This is a genomic window from Streptomyces acidiscabies, from assembly GCF_020010905.1.
Taxonomy (GTDB): Bacteria; Actinomycetota; Actinomycetes; order Streptomycetales; family Streptomycetaceae; genus Streptomyces; species Streptomyces acidiscabies.
Window position 1 is genome coordinate 3,516,014 of sequence record NZ_JAGJBY010000001.1, and the last position, 20,199, is coordinate 3,536,212.

Annotated in this window: 16 protein-coding genes; 9 read left to right on the forward strand and 7 right to left on the reverse strand. The window is 68.3% G+C overall.

Annotation, left to right across the window (positions count from 1 at the left end; translation table 11 throughout):
- Nucleotides 1-109 precede the first annotated feature (109 nt).
- The 5 genes from argC to J8M50_RS16315 are packed head-to-tail and all read left to right on the forward strand — an operon-like array spanning nt 110 to nt 4,929.
- Nucleotides 110-1,138, forward strand: a complete 1,029-nt coding sequence (gene argC / locus J8M50_RS16295) for an N-acetyl-gamma-glutamyl-phosphate reductase (RefSeq protein ID WP_010350238.1) — start codon at nt 110-112, stop codon at nt 1,136-1,138.
- A complete protein-coding gene (argJ, locus tag J8M50_RS16300; RefSeq protein WP_010350237.1) occupies nt 1,135-2,286 on the forward strand; it encodes a bifunctional glutamate N-acetyltransferase/amino-acid acetyltransferase ArgJ in 1,152 nt (383 codons plus the stop codon). The genes argC and argJ overlap by 4 nt, the downstream gene beginning before the upstream one ends.
- Nucleotides 2,283-3,206, forward strand: coding sequence for an acetylglutamate kinase (gene argB, locus J8M50_RS16305; RefSeq protein WP_010350236.1), 924 nt, complete (start codon nt 2,283-2,285; stop codon nt 3,204-3,206). The genes argJ and argB overlap by 4 nt, the downstream gene beginning before the upstream one ends.
- Nucleotides 3,203-4,387 (forward strand): acetylornithine transaminase, encoded by a 1,185-nt coding sequence (locus J8M50_RS16310; RefSeq protein ID WP_010350235.1) that lies wholly within the window; start codon nt 3,203-3,205, stop codon nt 4,385-4,387. Before argB ends, J8M50_RS16310 begins: the two co-directional genes overlap by 4 nt.
- A 17-nt stretch (nt 4,388-4,404) precedes the next feature.
- Entirely contained in the window at nt 4,405-4,929 is a 525-nt protein-coding gene (locus J8M50_RS16315) for an arginine repressor (RefSeq protein ID WP_010350234.1), read from the forward strand.
- 106 nt (nt 4,930-5,035) lie between these two features.
- Here the strand turns inward: J8M50_RS16315 and J8M50_RS16320 are convergent, their stop codons facing one another.
- From J8M50_RS16320 to J8M50_RS16350, 7 genes are all read right to left on the reverse strand, one after another.
- Nucleotides 5,036-5,773 carry an FAD:protein FMN transferase gene (locus J8M50_RS16320; RefSeq protein ID WP_040835225.1) on the reverse strand — a complete coding sequence of 246 codons (738 nt, stop codon included), beginning with the start codon at nt 5,771-5,773 and terminating at the stop codon, nt 5,036-5,038.
- Between the two features lie 49 nt (nt 5,774-5,822).
- Nucleotides 5,823-6,929 (reverse strand): FMN-binding protein, encoded by a 1,107-nt coding sequence (locus tag J8M50_RS16325; protein ID WP_059045713.1) that lies wholly within the window; start codon nt 6,927-6,929, stop codon nt 5,823-5,825.
- 64 nt (nt 6,930-6,993) lie between these two features.
- Entirely contained in the window at nt 6,994-8,376 is a 1,383-nt protein-coding gene (locus tag J8M50_RS16330) for a ferredoxin reductase family protein (RefSeq protein ID WP_010350232.1), read from the reverse strand.
- 116 nt (nt 8,377-8,492) lie between these two features.
- Nucleotides 8,493-9,107 carry a hypothetical protein gene (locus J8M50_RS16335; RefSeq protein WP_010350231.1) on the reverse strand — a complete coding sequence of 205 codons (615 nt, stop codon included), beginning with the start codon at nt 9,105-9,107 and terminating at the stop codon, nt 8,493-8,495.
- Nucleotides 9,107-9,454: a hypothetical protein gene (locus J8M50_RS16340; RefSeq protein ID WP_010350230.1), complete on the reverse strand. Its 348-nt coding sequence runs from the start codon at nt 9,452-9,454 to the stop codon at nt 9,107-9,109. Before J8M50_RS16340 ends, J8M50_RS16335 begins: the two co-directional genes overlap by 1 nt.
- An 8-nt stretch (nt 9,455-9,462) precedes the next feature.
- The gene (locus J8M50_RS49130; RefSeq protein WP_010350229.1) at nt 9,463-14,286 is read right to left on the reverse strand and encodes an HD domain-containing protein; all 4,824 of its coding nucleotides are present in this window, start codon (nt 14,284-14,286) and stop codon (nt 9,463-9,465) included.
- Nucleotides 14,287-14,445: 159 nt separating this feature from the next.
- Nucleotides 14,446-15,348, reverse strand: coding sequence for a hypothetical protein (locus J8M50_RS16350; RefSeq protein ID WP_059048214.1), 903 nt, complete (start codon nt 15,346-15,348; stop codon nt 14,446-14,448).
- 224 nt (nt 15,349-15,572) lie between these two features.
- Between J8M50_RS16350 and J8M50_RS16355 the strand changes: the two genes are divergently transcribed.
- The 4 genes from J8M50_RS16355 (at nt 15,573) to J8M50_RS16370 (ending at nt 20,161) form a co-directional block, all read left to right on the forward strand.
- Entirely contained in the window at nt 15,573-16,766 is a 1,194-nt protein-coding gene (locus J8M50_RS16355; protein ID WP_010351351.1) for an argininosuccinate synthase, read from the forward strand.
- Between the two features lie 85 nt (nt 16,767-16,851).
- Nucleotides 16,852-18,282, forward strand: a complete 1,431-nt coding sequence (gene argH / locus J8M50_RS16360; protein WP_010351349.1) for an argininosuccinate lyase — start codon at nt 16,852-16,854, stop codon at nt 18,280-18,282.
- Between the two features lie 53 nt (nt 18,283-18,335).
- Nucleotides 18,336-19,160, forward strand: coding sequence for a hypothetical protein (locus tag J8M50_RS16365; RefSeq protein ID WP_010351348.1), 825 nt, complete (start codon nt 18,336-18,338; stop codon nt 19,158-19,160).
- A 53-nt stretch (nt 19,161-19,213) separates the two neighbouring features.
- The gene (locus J8M50_RS16370; RefSeq protein ID WP_010351347.1) at nt 19,214-20,161 is read left to right on the forward strand and encodes an aldo/keto reductase; all 948 of its coding nucleotides are present in this window, start codon (nt 19,214-19,216) and stop codon (nt 20,159-20,161) included.
- Nucleotides 20,162-20,199 lie beyond the last annotated feature (38 nt).

Here is a 20,199-nt window from a genome sequence, read left to right on the forward strand (position 1 = left end):
CTCCGGGCCCGGGGGAGGACTTCCCCCGGCCGCCGTGCGTCGACGTATGCAATCGATTGCATAAACGTGCAGCGAGACGTATAGTCATGCCATTCAGGAGGAGGAGTCCATGGTGGTACGTGCGGCAGTCGCCGGAGCGAGCGGGTACGCGGGCGGTGAGGTGCTGCGCCTGCTCCTCGCGCACCCCGAGGTCGAGATCGGCACGCTGACCGGGAACTCCAACGCGGGCCAGCGCCTCGGATCGCTCCAGCCGCACCTGCTGCCGCTGGCCGACCGGATTCTCGCCGAGACCACGCCCGAGACGCTCGCCGGGCACGACGTCGTCTTCCTCGCGCTGCCGCACGGCCAGTCCGCCGCCGTCGCCGAGCAGCTCGGCCCGGATGTCCTGGTCGTCGACATGGGCGCCGACTTCCGGCTGAAGGAGGCCGGTGACTGGGAGAAGTTCTACGGCTCCCCGCACGCCGGCACCTGGCCGTACGGCCTCCCCGAACTCCCGGGTGGCCGCGCCGCGTTGGAGGGGTCCCAGCGCATCGCGGTCCCCGGCTGCTACCCCACGGCCGTCTCCCTGGCCCTGTTCCCGGCGTACGCGGCCGGCCTCGCCGAGAACCAGGCGATCATCGTCGCCGCCTCCGGCACCTCCGGCGCGGGCAAGGCGCTCAAGGCCAACCTCCTCGGCAGCGAGGTCATGGGCTCCATGTCCCCGTACGGCGTCGGCGGCGGCCACCGCCACACCCCCGAGATGATCCAGAACCTCAGCGCGGCGGCGGGCGAGCCGGTCACCGTCTCGTTCACGCCGACCCTCGCGCCGATGTCCCGGGGCATCCTCGCCACGTGCAGCGCACAGGCCAAGCCCGGCGTCACCGCCGAGACCGTCCGTGCCGCGTACGAGAAGGCCCTCGCCGACGAGCCGTTCGTCCACCTGCTGCCCGAGGGGCAGTGGCCCGCGACGGCGTCCGTCCAGGGTTCCAACGCCGTACAGATCCAGGTCGCCTTCGACGAGGCCGTGGGCCGGATCATCGCGATCAGCGCCATCGACAACCTCACCAAGGGCACCGCCGGCGGTGCCGTACAGAGCATGAACATCGCCCTCGGTTTCCCCGAGGAGCTGGGTCTTTCCACGATCGGAGTCGCACCGTGAGCGTGACGGCAGCAAAGGGATTCACGGCGGCGGGCATCACCGCCGGGATCAAGGAGAGCGGCAATCCGGACCTGGCCCTCGTGGTCAACACCGGGCCGCGCCGGGCCGCCGCCGGTGTCTTCACCTCCAACCGCGTGAAGGCCGCGCCGGTGCTGTGGTCCGAACAGGTCCTCAAGACCGGCCAGTTGGCGGCCGTGGTCCTCAACTCCGGGGGCGCCAACGCGTGTACGGGACCGAAGGGGTTCCAGGACACGCACGCGACCGCCGAGAAGGTCGCCGAGGTGCTGAACGTCGGCGCGGGCGAAGTGGCCGTCTGCTCCACGGGACTTATCGGTGTGCTGCTCCCGATGGACAAGCTGCTGCCGGGAGTTGAAGCGGCTGCCGCCCAACTGTCCGAGCACGGCGGCGAGAAGGCCGCCATCGCCATCAAGACCACCGACACCGTCCACAAGACGTCCGTCGTCACCAAGGACGGCTGGACCGTCGGCGGCATGGCCAAGGGCGCGGGGATGCTCGCGCCGGGCCTCGCCACCATGCTGGTCGTCGTCACCACCGACGCCGACCTCTCAAGTGACCTGCTGGACAAGGCACTTCGCGATGCGACGCGGACCACCTTCGACCGTGTCGACTCCGACGGCTGCATGTCGACCAACGACACCGTCCTCCTGCTGGCTTCCGGCGCCTCCGAAGTCACGCCGGAGTACGCGGAGTTCGCGGAAGCCGTCCGCCAGGTCTGCGACGACCTCGGGCAGCAGCTCATCCGAGACGCCGAGGGCGCCAGCAAGGACATCAAGATCGAGGTCATCAACGCGGCGACCGAGGACGACGCCGTCGAGGTCGGCCGGTCCATCGCCCGTAACAACCTCCTCAAGTGCGCCATCCACGGCGAGGACCCCAACTGGGGCCGCGTCCTGTCCGCCATCGGCACCACCCAAGCCGCCTTCGAGGCCGACGAGTTGAACGTCGCCATCAACGGCGTCTGGGTCTGCAAGAACGGCGGCGTCGGCGAGGACCGCGACAAGGTCGACATGCGCTACCGCGAGGTCCACATCGTCGCCGACCTCTCCGCCGGCACCGAGACCGCGACCATCTGGACCAACGACCTCACCGCCGACTACGTCCACGAGAACAGCGCGTACTCGTCATGAGTGAAACCCGCAAGCACAAGGCCCTGCCCAAGGCGCAGATCCTCATCGAGGCGCTCCCCTGGCTCACCCGGCACAACGGCAAGACGGTCGTCATCAAGTTCGGCGGCAACGCCATGGTCGACGAGGCGCTGAAGGCCGCGTTCGCCCAGGACGTCGTCTTCCTCCACCGCGCGGGACTCAAGCCGGTCGTCGTGCACGGCGGCGGCCCGCAGATCAACGCCGCCTTCGAGAAACACGGCATCGTCAGCGAGTTCAAGGCCGGCCTGCGCGTCACCACCGACGAGGCCATGGACGTCGTACGGATGGTCCTCGCCGGGCAGGTCCAGCGCGAGCTGGTCGGCCTCCTCAACCAACACGGGCCCCTCGCCGTCGGGTTGACCGGCGAGGACGCCCACACCATCACCGCGACCAAGCATCTGCCGGAGATCGACGGCGAGTTGGTCGACATCGGACGCGTCGGCGAGATCACCGCGATCGACACCGGCGCCATCGAAGCGCTCCTCGCGGACGGCCGGATCCCGGTCGTCTCGTCGATCGCGCGCAGCCAGGACGACGGACATGTCTACAACGTCAATGCTGATACGGCTGCTGCGGCACTCGCTGCGGCACTGGGAGCCGAGACCCTCATGGTCCTCACGGACGTCGAGGGACTCTACGAGGACTGGCCCAACTCCGACGAGGTGATCAGCCGCCTCACCGCTTCCCAACTGGAGAAGCTGCTCCCGGAGTTGAGCGCCGGAATGGTCCCCAAGATGGAGGGCTGCCTGCACGCGGTGCGCGGCGGCGTGCAGACCGCGCGCGTCATCGACGGCCGCGTCCAGCACTCCATCCTGCTGGAGATCTTCACGAATGACGGGATCGGCACGATGGTCGTACCCGACGGGCAGGACGACGACGAGCAGGAGGGGGACACGGCATGACCGGCAACCAGGAGCTGACCGCCCGCTGGCAGGGCTCGCTCATGAACAACTACGGCACCCCCCGGCTCCCGCTCGTGCGCGGCGCCGGTGCCAAGGTGTGGGACGCCGACGGCAACGAGTACCTCGACTTCGTCGGCGGCATCGCCGTCAACGCGCTCGGCCACGCGCACCCCGCGATCGTCGAGGCCGTCAGCACGCAGATCGCGTCCCTCGGCCACGTCTCCAACCTCTTCGTCTCCGAACCCCCCGTCGCCCTCGCCGAACGGCTCCTCGCCCGGTTCGGGCGCGACGGCAAGGTGTTCTTCTGCAACTCCGGCGCCGAGGCCAACGAGGGCGCGTTCAAGATCGGGCGCCTCACCGGCCGTACGCACATGGTCGCCACGACCGGCGGTTTCCACGGGCGGACCATGGGCGCCCTCGCGCTCACCGGACAGCCCGGCAAGCAGGACGGGTTCCACCCGCTGCCGGGCGACGTCACGCACGTCCCGTACGGCGACGCGCAGGCCCTCGCGGCGGCCGTCACCGACGAGACCGCGCTCGTCATCATCGAACCCGTGCAGGGCGAGAACGGCGCCGTCGTGCCGCCCGCCGGGTACCTCAAGGCCGCGCGCGCCATCACCGCCGCGACCGGTGCGCTGCTGGTGCTGGACGAGGTGCAGACCGGGATCGGGCGTACCGGGAACTGGTTCGAGTACCAGGCGCACGAAGGCGTGCTGCCCGATGTGGTCACGCTGGCCAAGGGACTCGGTGGCGGGCTGCCGCTCGGTGCGACCGTCGCCTTCGGGCGGGCCGCCGAGTTCCTGGGACCCGGTCAGCACGGGACCACCTTCGGCGGCAACCCCGTCGCCTGCGCCGCCGGGATCGCCGTCCTCGACACCATCGAGAACGAGGGGTTGCTGGAGAACGTCAAGGCGCAGAGCGAGAAGTTGCGGGACGGGATCGACGGTCTCGGGCATCCGATGATCGATTATGTCCGGGGCGCGGGCCTTCTCCTCGGTATCGTGCTCACCGGGCCGTACGCCGCGCAGGTGCAGCAGGCGGCCCAGGAGGCCGGGATCCTGGTGAACGCGCCCGCCGCCGACGTCGTACGGCTCATGCCGCCGCTGAATCTCGGCGACGACGAGGTGGCCGCGTTTCTCCGGGCGTTGCCCGGCATCCTCGATGCCGTGAACGGGGACTGAGCCGGAGTGAGACGACGATGAGTGACGCTGCCGCTGGGCCGGCCGTTCCCCAGACGCGTACAGCGCGTCATCGCAGGATCGTGGACATCCTCAACCGTGAGCCGGTGCGGTCGCAGAGCCAGCTGGCGAAGCTGCTGTCCGATGACGGGTTGAGTGTTACGCAGGCTACGTTGTCGCGTGACCTCGATGAGCTGAACGCGGTCAAGATCCGCAATACCGATGGGGACTTGATCTATGCCGTGCCCAGCGAGGGGGGGTTCCGTACGCCGCGTGCTCCGCTGGGTGAGTCCGCGAAAGAGGAGCGGATGCGGCGGCTGTCCTCCGAGTTGCTGATCTCTGCGGAGGCTTCCGCGAATCTGGTGGTGTTGCGTACGCCGCCGGGGGCTGCGCAGTTCTTGGCCTCCGCTATCGATCAGGCCGAGTTGCACGACATTCTGGGGACCATCGCCGGGGATGACACGTTGCTGTTGATCAGTCGGGAGCCTAGTGGGGGGCAGGCGCTCGCTGATCACTTGTTGCGGTTGGCTCAGAACGGCAACTGAGTGGGGTGGTTGCGGGGGTGTGCCGGGTGCGGGTGATCTGTGGCTTGTCGCGCAGTTCCCCGCGCCCCTAAAAACAAAAGCACCTCAGCGGCCCTGAGTTGAGAGATCAACCCAATCTTGCTGCCAAGCCCCCCGTGCATCTGACCTCGTCTCCTGCCGTGATCAGTAAAGCCTCTACGTCCGGCAGGTCCTCCAGCCATGCCAGCGCCTCCCTCGAACCCATCGCGAATGCCGCTGTTGCCCAGGAGTCCGCCCAGGTGAGGGTGGGGGCCACAACTGTTACCGCTACTAGGTCCGTTACCGCTGAGTGGCCCGTTTTGGGGTCTACTATGTGTGCGCCTCGTTCCGCCGTGCCCGACGTTGCCACCGCCAACTCCGGTGCGCCTGCCGCTGATACCACCGCCGCCAAGCCTCCCGGGCGCAACGGGTCCGACACCCCTACCCGCCACGGGCGTTCAGGGCCCGGTGTCCCCAACAGCTGTACGTCTCCGCCTCCGTTGACGCTCACCCCCGTCGCTCCCGCCTCCGCGAGCATGCGGGCCGCCCTTTCCGTGGACCAGCCCTTCACTATCCCCGTCGGGTCCAGGCGGCCCTCGTAGCGCATGCTGAACCAGCCGCCGCTCAACTCCTCGGCCTGTGCGCCCAGTTCGAGGATCTCCGTCACCTCGGGGGAGCAGCCGGACAAGGCCAGTTCGCCCCGCGCCAGCCGTGAGATCTCGCTGTCCTCGCGGTACGTGCTGAAGACCTCGTCCACCCGGTGCAGGGACGCCACCGCCTCCTCCAGCGCCGCGCTGATCCGGACGGGGTCCCCGCCGCGGACGTCGAAGGAGAAGACAGTCCCCATGACTTCTTCCACGTGACGTACCGCGGCGGGAGCTTCGGGAGTCACCGGGTCAGACTCCGGCCTGGTCGAGGGCCGATTGCAACGACTTCTTGTAGCCCTCGGACGTGTACGTCGCTCCCGACACCGTGTCGATGTCCGCGCTCTGCTTGGCGACCGCCTCGGAGTTGAGCTTGGGGACGGACTGCTCGGTCTTCTGCGTGCTGGTCCCGCCGGAGGGCGCCTTGACGGCCTCGGCCTTGGTGACCTTGCCCCCGGCGACGGTGACGCGCACCTGGACGTCGCCGTACTGCGTCTGCGCGGCGTCCCCGGTGAACGTCTTGGACGCCTGCGCCTGACCGCCGCCCGACCCCTGGCCCTGCTGCTGGCCCTGCTGCGAACCACCCTGCGCGGAACCGGCGTTGGCCTTGTCGATCGCCGACTGGAGGGACTTCTTGTACCCCTCCGACGTGGAGGTCGCCCCCGACACCGTGTCGACGTCCGCCGACTGCTTCGCCAGAACCTCGGAGTTGAGCTTGGGGACGGACTGCTCGGTCTTCTGCGTGCTCGTCCCGCCCGTGGGCGCCTTGACGGCCTCGGACTTGGTGATCTTTCCGCCCGCGACGGTGATCCGCACCTGGACGTCGCCGTACTGAGTCTGAGCGACGTCACCGGTGAACGAGCCGGACGCCTGCGCCTGACCGCCGCCCTTCCCGGAACCGCCCTGCGCACCGCCCGAGTTGGCCTTGTCGATGGCCGACTGCAACGACTTCTTGTAGCCCTCGGACGTGTACGTCGCCCCCGACACCGTGTCGATGGCCGGCGACTGCTTGGCGACGACGGCCGCGTTGAGCTTGGGCACCGCGTCCGCGGTTTTCTGCGTGCTCGTCCCGCCCGTGGGCGCCTGGACGGCCTCCGCCTTGGTGATCCGGTTGTTGTCGATCGTCAGCTTGACCTGGACGTTGCCGTACTGCGTCTGGATGGCGTCCCCGGTGACCGTGCCCGTGACGGGCGCACCGGCGCCGCCCTGGGCGGCCTCCTGCCCCTTCGCGCCCGAGCCGGACGCCTGCGCGGACGAACCGGGGTCGGAGGACGGCTTGAGCGTCAGCAGCAGCACGATCCCGGACACGGTGGCGGCACTGGCCAGCACGACACGCCGAAGCGGGTGGCTCTTCCTCATCTGTTTCTGGGCTCCTGAATATCCGTGGAAGGAGAGGTCTGGGGGCGCTGAGGGAGCGCCGGCGCTACATCTCGAACGACTCGTGGTGGATACGGCGGGCCGGGACCCCGGCGCCGCGCAGCGACTCGTACACCGACTGCGCGAACCCGCCCGGACCGCACATGAAGACGTCGTGCTCGGCGATGTCCGGGATCTTCCGCTCCAGGGACTCGGCGGAGATGTCGGGACGCTCGCCGTCGGGGCTGTTCACGGCGTACATGAGGCGGGCGCCGCGCTCGTCGGCGATCTTCGCCAACTCGTCCCACAGGGCGAGGTCCTGGGTGCTGTTGGCGCGGTAGAGCAGGGTCAGGTCACCGGGGGCGCCGGGCAGCGTCTCGAACAGGGCGCGCATCGGGGTGATGCCGACCCCGCCGGCCACCAGCAGCACCTTGCCCCGGCTGCGGCGCGACGCGGTCATCGCGCCGTACGGGCCCTCGGCCCACACCTTCGTACCGGGTGTGAGACCGCGCAGGGCCGAGCTGTGGTCGCCGTTCGCCTTCACCGTGATCCGCAGCATGCCGGGGCGCGGCGCGGCGGACAGGGAGTACGGGTGGGAGCTGAACCGCATGCCGGGGGAGAGGAACCGCCAGCGGAAGAACTGGCCCGCCTCGGCGCCCATCCGGTGCAGCTTGCGCCCGCCGATCAGCACGGACACGACGCCCGGTGCCTCCTCGACGACCGCCTCGACGTACATGCGGTGGCGCAGGTTCAGCCGGATCGGCGTCAGCACCCGGTACCAGACCACCAGCGCGGTGACGGTGCCGTACAGGCCGTACCAGACCGTCTTCGCCGTCGAGTTGACGACGAACTCGTTGCCCGTGGTGAGCTGGTGCCAGAACGTCAGGAACACGGCCGCGTACGTCATCAGATGGATGTGGTACCAGGTGTCGTACGGCATCCGCTTGCGCACGCCGCCCACCGAGACCACGCCGATCAGGACCAGCAGGCCGGTGCCGATCGCCGCTTTGCCCATGTCCGGCAGCTGGTTGACGAGGTCCAGCGTCTGCTGGACGAAGTCGCCGAGCGTCTTGCCCGCCTGGAGCGCGTAGCCCCACACGATCAGGAACACGTGCGCGAATGTCAGGCACAGCGTGTACCGGCCGCTCATCGCGTGCCATCGCGCGACCCGGTCGGAGCCGACCCAGCGCTCCAGCACGGGGACCCGCGCCATCTGGAGCACGACCAGCGCCATCAGATATCCCGCCAACAGGCCGGTGATACGGCCCGCGTTGAGAATCATGCTGTCGGTGTTCGCGACGTTCGGCGTGTTGTCCCACCACAGCCACAGCACACCCACCGCACCCGCCCACACGGCGAGCAGCAGAGGGACGGCCGGGGATCGGCGCGGGCGGATGCGGCGCATCGTCTGGCGGCGGGCGGCGCGTCCGCCTGCGATCGTGGTGGTCACGGTTCCTCCGTGGGACTTGACCCTTGGCCCACAGATACGCGGCGGAGGCGGAGAGTGTTCAGCCGGTGGCGGATATCGGCTCCGAGATTTCTACGCAATCCTTCTGTAGGGGGGTCCTACGAGGTGCAGCTCGCGACCGGCATCACCGAGGTCACCTGCGCTGCGGGGAGCAAGGTCTCCTTGCCGCCGCCCGGCTTGATACGTACGCCGTCCGGGCCTGCGCCCAGCATCTCGCCACACCGCTCGCCGGTCGTCGTCGTGACCCGGATCAGGTGGGTGGGGGCGGGGTCTTCCGCGGTTGTCGCCCATACGACGATCACTGCGGTCGCCGACAGGGCGATTCCGGCCAAGCAACACGCTGCCGCGTACCGGAGATATCGGGTGACTCGGGTGATCTCTGTCCTCGTCCAGGTACGGAGGGACTGGCCGGCCAGGAGGATGCGGTGGTCGGGGCTGCCGTGGGCGGCTCGTACGGCGAGGATCGATCCGGCGAGGAGGAGGACGAACGCGGTGGCTATGAGGGCGCCGGCTGTGTAGCGGGACCAGTCGGGGGTCTTGGTGAGGTCGTCCCTGCCCTTGAGGGTGACGAGGATGGCGAGGAGCGCGGTGAGGCCGGTCAGCCCGGCGCGCCAGCCTTCTGCCTGGCGGCGGAGTTCGGGGAGCTGGGTGAACTCCAGCTCGCGGGCCAACTCGGCCCAACGCCGGTTGCGTCTGTCGACGGGGTTCGCCATCAGGGGTTCCCTGCCTGGAGGTTGGTGACCGTCCAGCTTGCTCCGCAGCCGGTGAAGGGGGCGTCCGGGGGGAGTTGGGGGTGGGGGTGGCCGCACTCGCAATAGTGGATCTCCTGGAGGAGGGCGGATTCGGGGGTGGGGGGTGGGGTGCGGCGGGTGAAGATGCCTTTGGTGCCGGTGCCGGGGAGTCCGTAGGTGTAGTGGGAGGTGGTGGGGCCTTGGCAGCGGGGGCAGGTGCCTTGGAGGGTGAGGGTTTCGCCGTCGGGGGAGGTGTGGTGGGTGAAGGAGAGGGCGGTCGGGCCGGTGTCGGTTTCGGCGTAGGGGGTGCTGTGTACGTGGTTCGTCATGGGGGGGGTCAGTCCAGGGTCAGGGCGAACATGTCGGCGTACAGGGAGAGGCGGGTTCGGACCCAGGCTTCGTCCATGTCGGTGGCTTCGGCGGCTCGGGTGATGTGGGCTTGGGGGACTTGGCCTTCTAGGGCGGGGAGGAGGCCGTTGAGGTGGGGGGTGAGGATGGCTAGGTCTTGCCAGAGGGGGATCAGGTCGGGGACTGGGGGGAGAGGGGTGGGGGTTTCGGTGAGGGGGAGGTAGGGGGTGATGCGGGCGGCTGTGCGGGGGAGGGGTTCGCCTAGGCGGGCGGCGATGCTGAGGAGGTCGAGGGGGGTGTAGGGGGAGTCGGGTGGGGAAACCCGGTGCGCGTCGGCCAGGGCCAGGAGGTCGTGCTGGTCGGGGACTTGGGTGGGGAGGGCGGCCAGCTCCTCGGGGGTGAGTTCGGGTACGGAGGCGCCGATCGCGCACAGGATGAGGAGCTGTTCGTACGCCGTGCTCGGGTCGAGGACACGGCGGTGGGCGTAGATCGCGAGATCCTGGGGACGTAGAGGGCTCCAGATCGGGGTGCCGAGCGTCTGGTTTGGGTTGTCCAGGTGGGCGACCAGCGCGGGCACCATGGCCTTGTTGGGGCGGAAGTCCCCCAGGTACTCGGGCAGTTCGGGTACGGCGAACCCGTAGCGGTCGCCGTACGCCGCCGCTGTCGTCCATACGTCCAGCAGCCGTTCGTTGAGGTGTTCCGCCGCATTGAACAGAACGGCGGATGTCACTTCGTAGGCGGGATAGTCCTCCTCCGACAGGGCTGGCTCCTTGCCGGACAGGATGTAGCGGTCGTGGAGTGGCAGGCTGTCCCAGTCGAGGACGAGGGAGATGTCCGGAATGCTGACGCCTGCCTTTCGGAGATCCTCCACGACGAGAGTCAGGGCCTCGGCGTCGGAGTTTCCTTGCACGGCGGGGGAGAGGGATTCGAGGGTCATCCCGTCCTCCAGGTCCACGTTGAGGAACGCCAGGCGTCTGACCAGGTTGGCCGTATCTACTGAGGGCCGGGTGCCGCCCGCCTTGTTGTTGGGTGGGTAACGGCGTTCGTAGCGCAGGCGGAGTTTCTCGGCCACCAGCGCGAGCTTCTCCTCGGCCGTCGCGAGGTCGGTGTCCAGTGTGTCGGCGTAGTCCACGGTTGCCGCCCACGGCAGCAGATCGTCACGGACGAAGACGTTCACCACGTCCTGGACGTCCTCGTCGAGGAGGGTCCAGGGACGTATCTCGTCCTCTGACGGAACTGTCCAGCCCAGCCAGGAGAAGTCGGCGAGCATATGAAGTGCGTCCAGCATGCCCGCCCCCGTGTTCTCGGCGACCTTTCTCAGGTCCAGGGGCGTGGTGGGGAGGCTCCAGAAGTTCCGGTCGGGCGAGGGATGGAAGAGGCGCTGAAGGTCGGTGTTCGTACACACGTAGTCCTGGTGGTGTTCCGGGACCTGTGGCAGAGGGGACGGGAGAAGCGGCTGGAAGGGGGTGAGCTGTCGTACCAACTCCCCCAGGGGAACGGAGGATCGAGCCGAGAGTGGGACGAGGGAACCCCAATGGGAGACTCCGTCGCCGCCAGGCACCTGATCCAAGGCCCCGGTGCCTGGATCGAGGATCCTGAGAAAAGTCGCGTTCTCCGAAACATGGCTCACGGTGTTGCCAGTACTGGGCAGGGGAGCATAAAGAGGGTGCGCGATACGCAGTTTCCGCAACTGGCGTTGCACCTTTTCCGGGCTCGTCTCCTGTACCGCAGACTGATACAGGACGTGATGCCAGCGGGAAGGAACATGCTGAATGAGATCGGCGTCGCCCGGAAGGGGAACCGGATGGCCGACAAGGCTGGTCGGCAACGCCATGTCCTGACCCTGCCGTGACATTTCGAAGACTCTGGCACGCCAGGGCAAGTACGTCTCATGGCCCGCTGTCGATTTCGGATTGTTCACCAACGCCTCATCCTGGGAGAACCAGCCCACCTGGTCCAAGGATGCTGACTCGCCCTCCACTCTCCCGACCGTCACCCCCTTCCCTCGCCACTCCGAGTCCAACACCCGCGCCAGCGCAGGACTCCGCTTGTCCACCTGCCACGTCCACCGGAGCGACGGAATTGAAGAGGAGGCCAGCGCCTTCGCACCAAGCCGCCACAGAGACTCCACCCACCCCCTGTCGTACCCCTGCAACTCCTTCCGGCTCACGCTGAGTTTCCCGGCATGTGCCCCACTCAGATTGACCACATACCCGAACGGGCCCTGATTAGTAGCAATCCCGTCACACAGGATTGCCCCGCTCCCATCAACCCACCACAACGCCCCCGGAACCGCCTCCACCGCCGGAAGCACCCCCGCCTCCAATACCCCTGCCCCCCAAACATGCTCCTGCCCACCCCCATCCCGAGCCTCCAACCGAAACTCACTCACCCACACCAGATCCCGCAACACCCCCACACACGACAACCCCCGAAGCCGCTCCTCATCCCGCAAATACAACCGAACCCGAGTACCCCCCTCAGCCATCCCATCATCACCCCCATCATGCCGCTGAACCCGAAACAAACTCCCACTACTCGGAATCTCAACCCGAAGCGCACGGTCAGCCGGAATCCCCTCCGCACTCACCACCCGCGTGACAATGCTCATCTCTTCCGCAAGCATGAAGTAACTGAACACCCCAATCCCGAACCGACTATTGGGATACAGCCGCAACTCCGGATCATGCCGCAACCACTTCGACTGCTCCCGCCGAAACGAAGTGGACCTCTCGAACCGACTCCCCGCCCGAGTGAACGTCTGCTTAAGCTGCTCCGCACTCATCCCCACCCCATTGTCCCGACACTCCACATACCGCCCCCGCTCATCCTCCCCCTGCGTAAAAACGATCCGCCCACTCCACGCAGCAGGATGAGCCCCGACACTGTCCAGATATTTCCACCGCATCCCGCGATAGCGACAAGCATCCATCGCATTCTGATACAGCTCCCGAAGAGCCAACTCAGGCTCACCCCCATAAAGCTGCTCCCCCATCAACAAATCCCGCACCTCGGTCTGCGCAAGATGAAACCGCAGCAGAGGAACCTCGTAAGACTCCCTCCCACCCACCCGAGACGGCCGCAGACCCCGGTCGGTAACACGCCCAGGCACGTCAACCAGAAGCCCGCTCCGAAAAACCCGCCCGGCAACCCGATCAGCCTCCTCCACAACCTCGGCCAGCGCAGCATGCACAGCCTGATGAGGACACAACGCATCGAGATGCAACGAGCCCCCCTCCCGATGCCAACTCAACTCCCGCGCAACCCCCACCACTTGCTGAGGCAACACCGCATCGGAAACAGCAAGATGATCCGCCACCACATCAGGCAACACCCGAACATCCACGGCCAACAGAGCGGCAAGCCGCAACAACACCCCCAACTCCCCGACCCGCAGCACCTGATGCCCCTTCCCCGGCAACAGAACCTGCCGAGACGCCCCCCAAGCTTCGAACACCTCATCGGACCCCACCCCCGAGGCCACCACCCCCAACAACTCCCCAAGATCCTGCGCCCGATCCTCCGCAAGCCCCAACCGCCCAGCGAGCGACACGGCAGCGACCGGCACAACCTCGTCATCAGTCTCGAACAGATCCGCAACCCACCGATGAACGAGCCACATAGTCAACGCGGCAACGTCCTCGACCCGCCCCCGCCCCCGACAGTCCACCAACTTTCGCGCAACCCGCCCGTGTTGCTCGACGATCTGCTCGTAGTGCAGCCGATGAGCACTCCCACCCCGCCGCGCAACGTCGTAAGGATCCACCTCAACGGCCTGACTCAACCGCTCGGCCCACGCCACCTCATGCAGAAACGGCGAGGCGATAAGAGCAACGACTTCAACGACGGACAAGGACACACCCGGCGGCAACAGCGAGGGCAGCCGATCACACAACACCCGTACCGGAAACGAGTCGTCCCCCCACGGATCGACCTCGGACCACCGCTCCTGAGCCAGATGCACACGCCGAGCACAGTCCTCGACGAACTCCTCCAACACCCCCACGAGAGAGGCCCGTTCACCCGCACCGACGTGCTCCCACAGGTACGTCCCCCGAACGGCTTCCTGCCAGGCTTCCAGTAGCGCGCGCCCTTCACAGACCTCCGTCCTCTTGGTCCGCTCCTCCTCAAGAACCCCGTACCGGAACCAAGGACGCTGCCGCACCCCGTGTCGCCGAGCGGCCTTGACCGTAGCGGCACGAGCAGCGGCCAACACGTCCTCGACGGTCCGAGCCGACGTCATGGGACTGAACGCCTCCGCCAACCCCCGCGCGAAGAAGCTCCCTTCGGGGGTGAACCCGCTGAACTCCCCGGCGGAACACCCGGCCATGACGGCGAACCCGCCCCGAGGAGGACCGCTGTCGGCCTGATTGGCGAAGGCATCACCGTCGAGCTCGTTACGGCACGCGTCGACGAACCACAGAACGGTTTCGGCCGCACAATCCTTCAGCAGGGGACTGATGTTGGCCGACACCAGCGAGTCGAGATGCACCTCGCTCCACACCCCGTCCGCCGGGGCGATCGCATCGGCGGGAACGAGATAGTCGGCACCCCCGACCCGTACACCGTGCCCGCTGAAGTACACCAACAGCGTTCCACCGGCCGGAACTTGACGAGCCGTCTGGTCGATCGTCACCTTGATCCGACTGCGCCCGGCGTCAGCCAGCACCTCGACGTCGTACCCCGACGCCCGCAACGTCGCCTCAAGCAGCCGCAGATCAGCACCGACAGTCTCCCCCAGAGGCTCCAGCACCTCCACGGTGTCGGGCGCCTCCCCGACCCCGATGAGCAGAGCCCTGCGCGCCTGTGCCATGTCCCCGTCCCCTCCCCGAGCAGAGAGAACATGATGGCAAACGGCACACCACACCGAGCGACAACACCGGGAACCCCGGCCTCACTTCACCCGCCCACAAACACTGCAGTGGCCGCCCCGGCCGGCGTTGCCTCGGGGCGGCCACTGCGTCCTGTCACGTCACTGGTTGACAGTGCAGGGCGCGAGCGCGTCCAGGCCGACCGGCTTCTCCGCGGTGCGGCCGATCGCGGTGGCGATGCGGTTGATCGTCGCGATGCGCTTGTCCTCCAGCGGACCGTTGATCGCGTTCTGCACGAAGTTGGGCCCACCCTGGCCGACGGTCTTGACGAGCCGCTCGTTGGCCTCGTTGATCTGCGTCTGGAGGAGTTCGAGGTTACGGGTGACCTCGGCCTGCGCGGACGCGGGGATTGCGGGGAGCTGCGAGGCGACGTCGGGGCAGGAGATCGAGCCGGCGGCACCGGCGTTCTCGTTACCCGCGTTGTTGTTCTCGGCGCCGTTCTCGGCACCGTTCCCAGCGGCCTCACCACCGGCACCGGCCTCAGCCCCGGCCTCGGCGCCCGCTCCGGCCTCAGCCCCGGCTCCGGCCCCGGCCTCAGCACCAGCCCCACCCGCGTTGACGGTGCAGGGCGCGAGCGCGTCCAGGCCGACCGGCTTCTCGGCGGTGCGGCCGATTGCGGTGGCGATGCGGTTGATCGTCGCGATGCGCTTGTCCTCCAGCGGACCGTTGATCGCGTTCTGCACGAAGTTGGGCCCACCCTGGCCGACGGTCTTGACGAGCCGCTCGTTGGCCTCGTTGATCTGCGTCTGGAGGAGTTCGAGGTTACGGGTGACCTCGGCCTGCGCGGACGCGGGGATCGCGGGGAGCTGCGAGGCGACGTCCGGGCAGGAGATCGAGCCGGGGCCGGCCGCCGCGAGCGTCTTGGCGTTCGTTGCGTTGTTGTCGGACGAGTCCTGCCCGGCGAGGGCGGTACCCGCGATGACGGCGCCGGAGAGCACGACCGCGGCGGCGCCGCCGATGAGGCCGACGCGACGCTTGTTGTACTTGGGGAGAGCCCTGGACATGGAGATGCCTCACTTGGGTCAGGAAGTGGGTGTTCAACGCGGCGCCTGCGTTCGTCGGGAAGTACGAGCAAGCGGTTGCCGTTGTTCAACGTCACCTCAAACGCACCCCAAGAGATCTTCACAGCCGGGTCGGGTGAGTGAACGCACTCAAGACCCAGATTGACGAACCATGCAGAGTTCTGCATACTCATGCATGTCAGCGAATGCACTGTGAGGAGAAACCCGTGACCGAGCGCGTCGTACTCGCCTACTCAGGCGGATTGGACACCTCCGTCGCCATCGGCTGGATCGCCGAGGAGACGGGCGCCGAGGTCATCGCCGTCGCGGTCGACGTCGGCCAGGGCGGCGAGGACCTGGACGTCATCCGCAAGCGCGCCCTCGCGTGCGGCGCCGTCGAGGCCGAAGTGGCCGACGCGAAGGACGAGTTCGCCGAGGAGTACTGCCTCCCCGCGATCAAGGCCAACGCCCTCTACATGGACCGCTACCCGCTGGTCTCCGCGCTCTCGCGGCCGACGATCGTCAAGCACCTCGTCGCCGCCGCCCAGAAGCACGGCGCCACCACGGTCGCCCACGGCTGCACCGGCAAGGGCAACGACCAGGTCCGCTTCGAGGCCGGCATCGTCGCCCTCGCCCCCGACCTCAAGTGCATCGCCCCGGTCCGCGACTACGCGATGACCCGTGACAAGGCGATCGCGTTCTGCGAGGAGAAGAACCTCCCGATCGCGACCACCAAGAAGTCCCCCTACTCCATCGACCAGAACGTCTTCGGGCGCGCGGTCGAGACGGGCTTCCTGGAGGACATCTGGAACGCCCCGATCGAGGACATCTACGAGTACACGCAGAACCCGGCGGTCGCCCGCGACGCCGACGAGGTCGTCATCTCCTTCAAGGAGGGCGTCCCGGTCGCCATCGACGGCAAGCCCGTCACCGTCCTCCAGGCCATCCAGCAGCTCAACGAGCGCGCCGGCGCCCAGGGCATCGGCCGGATCGACATGGTCGAGGACCGTCTCGTCGGCATCAAGTCCCGCGAGGTGTACGAGGCTCCGGGCGCGATCGCCCTCATCACGGCCCACCAGGAGCTGGAGAACGTCACCGTCGAGCGCGAACTCGCCCGCTACAAGCGGCAGGTCGAGCAGCGCTGGGGCGAACTGGTCTACGACGGCCAGTGGTTCTCCCCGCTCAAGCGCGCCCTGGACGGCTTCATCAACGAGGCCAACCAGCACGTCAACGGCGACATCCGGATGACCCTCCACGGTGGCCGCGCGGTCGTCACGGGCCGACGCTCGGACACGTCGCTGTACGACTTCAACCTGGCCACGTACGACACGGGCGACTCGTTCGACCAGGCCGCGGCCAAGGGCTTCATCGACATCTACAGCCTGTCGTCGAAGATCGCCGCCAAGCGGGACCTCGCGTAACCGATAGCGTGACAGCGACCGCCTCCCCGACCGGTGCCCGGTGGGGGAGGCGGTCGTACATCCGGACTTCTGAGGAGCAAGTGCAGTGAGCAGCAACAGCGGTGACGTACGGCTCTGGGGCGGCCGTTTCGCCGACGGACCCGCCGAGGCCCTGGCGAAGCTGTCCGCGTCCGTCCACTTCGACTGGCGGCTGGCGCCCTACGACATCGCCGGCTCCCGCGCCCACGCGCGCGTCCTGCACAAGGCGGGCCTCCTCACGGCGGACGAACTCCAGCGCATGATCGCCGGGTTGGACCAGCTCGAAGTGGACGTGGAATCAGGCGAGTTCGTCGGCACGATCGCCGACGAGGACGTCCACACCGCCCTGGAACGCGGCCTGTTGGAGCGCCTCGGCGCCGACCTCGGCGGCAAGCTCCGCGCGGGCCGCTCCCGCAACGACCAGGTCGCGACGCTCTTCCGCATGTACCTCCGCGACCACGCCCGGATCCTCGGCGGCCTCATCGCCGACCTCCAGGACGCGCTGATCGGCCTTGCGGAGGCACACCCGGACGTCGCGATGCCCGGCCGCACGCACCTCCAGCACGCCCAACCGGTCCTGTTCGCCCACCACTTGCTGGCCCACGTCCAGCCCCTGACCCGCGACGCGGAACGCCTGCGCCAGTGGGACGCGCGGACGGCGGTCTCCCCGTACGGCTCCGGCGCGCTCGCCGGCAGCAGCCTCGGCCTCGACCCCGAGTCGGTCGCGGCGGACCTCGGCTTCGAGCACGGCAGCGTCGGCAACTCGATCGACGGCACGGCGTCCCGCGACTTCGTCGCCGAGTTCGCCTTCATCACGGCGATGATCGGCGTCAACCTCTCCCGCATCGCCGAGGAGATCATCATCTGGAACACGAAGGAGTTCTCCTTCGTCACGCTCCACGACGCGTTCTCCACAGGCTCCTCGATCATGCCGCAGAAGAAGAACCCGGACATCGCGGAGCTGGCGCGTGGCAAGTCCGGCCGCCTGATCGGCAACTTGACGGGCCTCTTGGCCACCCTGAAGGCCCTCCCGCTGGCCTACAACCGCGACCTCCAGGAGGACAAGGAGCCGGTCTTCGACTCCTGCGACCAACTGGAGATTCTCCTCCCCGCGTTCACCGGAATGATCGCCACCCTGACGATCCACCGAGACCGCATGGAAGAACTGGCCCCCGCAGGCTTCTCCCTGGCCACGGACATCGCAGAATGGCTGGTCAAACAGGGAGTCCCCTTCCGCGTTGCCCACGAGGTGGCGGGCGAATGCGTCAAGGCGGCGGAGTCCCAGTCAAAGGAACTGAACGACCTCACAGACGACGAGTTCGCAAAGATCTCCCCCCACCTAACCCCAGAGGTCCGCACGGTCTTGAACGTCCCCGGAGCCCTCTCCTCCCGCAACGGCCGAGGCGGCACGGCCCCCAGCGCGGTGGCGATCCAGCTGACGGAACTGAAGTCGGACGTGGCGGAACAACACGCCTGGGCAGACGCCAAGAAGCAGTAGCCGCACCACATGAACCCCCGCCTCCCCGGGCAGACAGGGAGGCGGGGGGACTCATGGACAACAGCACAACCGGCGCCCGCGGCCTGCTCCGCAGATTCCGCGTCGCCCTCGCACTCTGCGTCCTGCTGGCGGGCCTGTCCCTGGCCCTGCTCTCGAACGGCCGCGACGGCTTCGGCTGGGCCGTCCTCAACGAACTCGCCCTCTTCGCGGCGGCGGGCGTGGCCGTTCCCTTCTACTACGAGCTGTTCCTCAGGGACGCCGAACGCGAGGGATTCCTCCGGGAGTTGACGGCCGCCCTGGACACCCGCGACGGCACCGGCGGCCTGCGCGTCCACGCACACGGCCGTCCGGCACCCGCCGAGAAGACCGCGTTCATCGCCGAGGCCCGCACCGAGATCATCGAGGTGGGTGTCACCCTGCGCAGCCTCACCGGCTACTTCGTCTCCCGCCCCGAACGCGACTTCACCGACCCCGTACGGCAGTTGCTGCGCCGAGGCGTGCACATCACCTACCTGGTCGCCGACCCGGACTCCCCACTGCTCACCGCGTACGCGGACAGCCTCGGCGACCCCGGTCTCCCCGCCCGCGCGGCCGACGCGGCCCGCCAACTCTCCCGGGTCGCGGCGGACTTCGCGGCGGAGGGACACCTCGGGCGGATGACCGTCCGCTACACGAGGCAACTCCCCACCGGATACGTCGCGCTGGTCGACCCCGACGACACGACGGGCCGCTGCCGTACCTCCCCCTACCTCCCGGGCGTCCGCCGAGCCGACTCCCCGGTGCTGGACATCACCCGGACCGCCCGCCCGGAGGTCTTCGCGCGGTACGTGACGTACGCCCGAAAGGCCCTGGAGGACAGCCGCGAGGCCGCTCCGTGACGGGCCGGGTTACGTTGGCGGGGTAACACGAGCCTCCCCGAACAGGACCCCCCATGCGTCTGACCACCCTCCCCACCCCCCGCCTGGGCCTGGGCCTGGCCGCCGTGGGCCGCCCCGGCTACATCAACCTCGGCCGGGACCGAGACCTGGGCGAGGACAGAAGCGTCGACGCCCTGCGAGCCCGCACGCACGCCCTCCTCACCGCAGCGCACACCGCAGGCATCCGCTACCTGGACGCGGCCCGCTCGTACGGCAGATCGGAGGAGTTCCTGGCGACCTGGCTGGCCGAGAACCCGCAGATCGACGACGTCGCCGTGGGCAGCAAATGGGGCTACACGTACACGGCGGACTGGACGACGAACGCCGAGAAGCACGAGGTCAAGGACCACACCCTCACGACGTACGACCGTCAGCGCGCCGAGACGGCGACCCTGCTCGGCAACCGCCTCGACCTCTACCAGATCCACTCGGTCACCCCGGACAGCCCCGCCCTGACGGACAAGGCCCTGCACCAGAGGCTCGCAGAGTCCGGCACCCCCGTCGGCTTCTCGACGAGCGGCCCCGCCCAGGCGGACGCGATCAGAGCGGCCCTCGCGATCACGGTCGACGGCACCCCCCTGTTCAGCACGGTCCAGTCGACGTACAACGTGCTGGAGACCTCGGCGGCCAACGCCCTCGCGGAGGCACACGCCGCCGGCCTCACGGTGATCGTCAAGGAGGGCATGGCGAACGGCCGCCTCGCGGGCGACCAGGCCCCAGAAGCCGTACGGAAGATCGCCGAGGAGACCGGCACCGCCCCGGACGCGATCGCCCTGGCCTGGATCCTCGCCCAGCCCTGGACAGGCTTCGCCCTCTCCGGCGCCGCGACGACCACCCAGCTCACGGCCAACCTGAAGGCCGAGAAGATCACCCTGGACGACGCCCAGAAGGCGACGCTGGCGACACTCACGGAGCCCCCGGCGACGTACTGGGCGACCCGCAGCGCCCTGCCCTGGCACTGACCCCTCACGCAGGAAGCCATGAGACGACCACGCCCCCA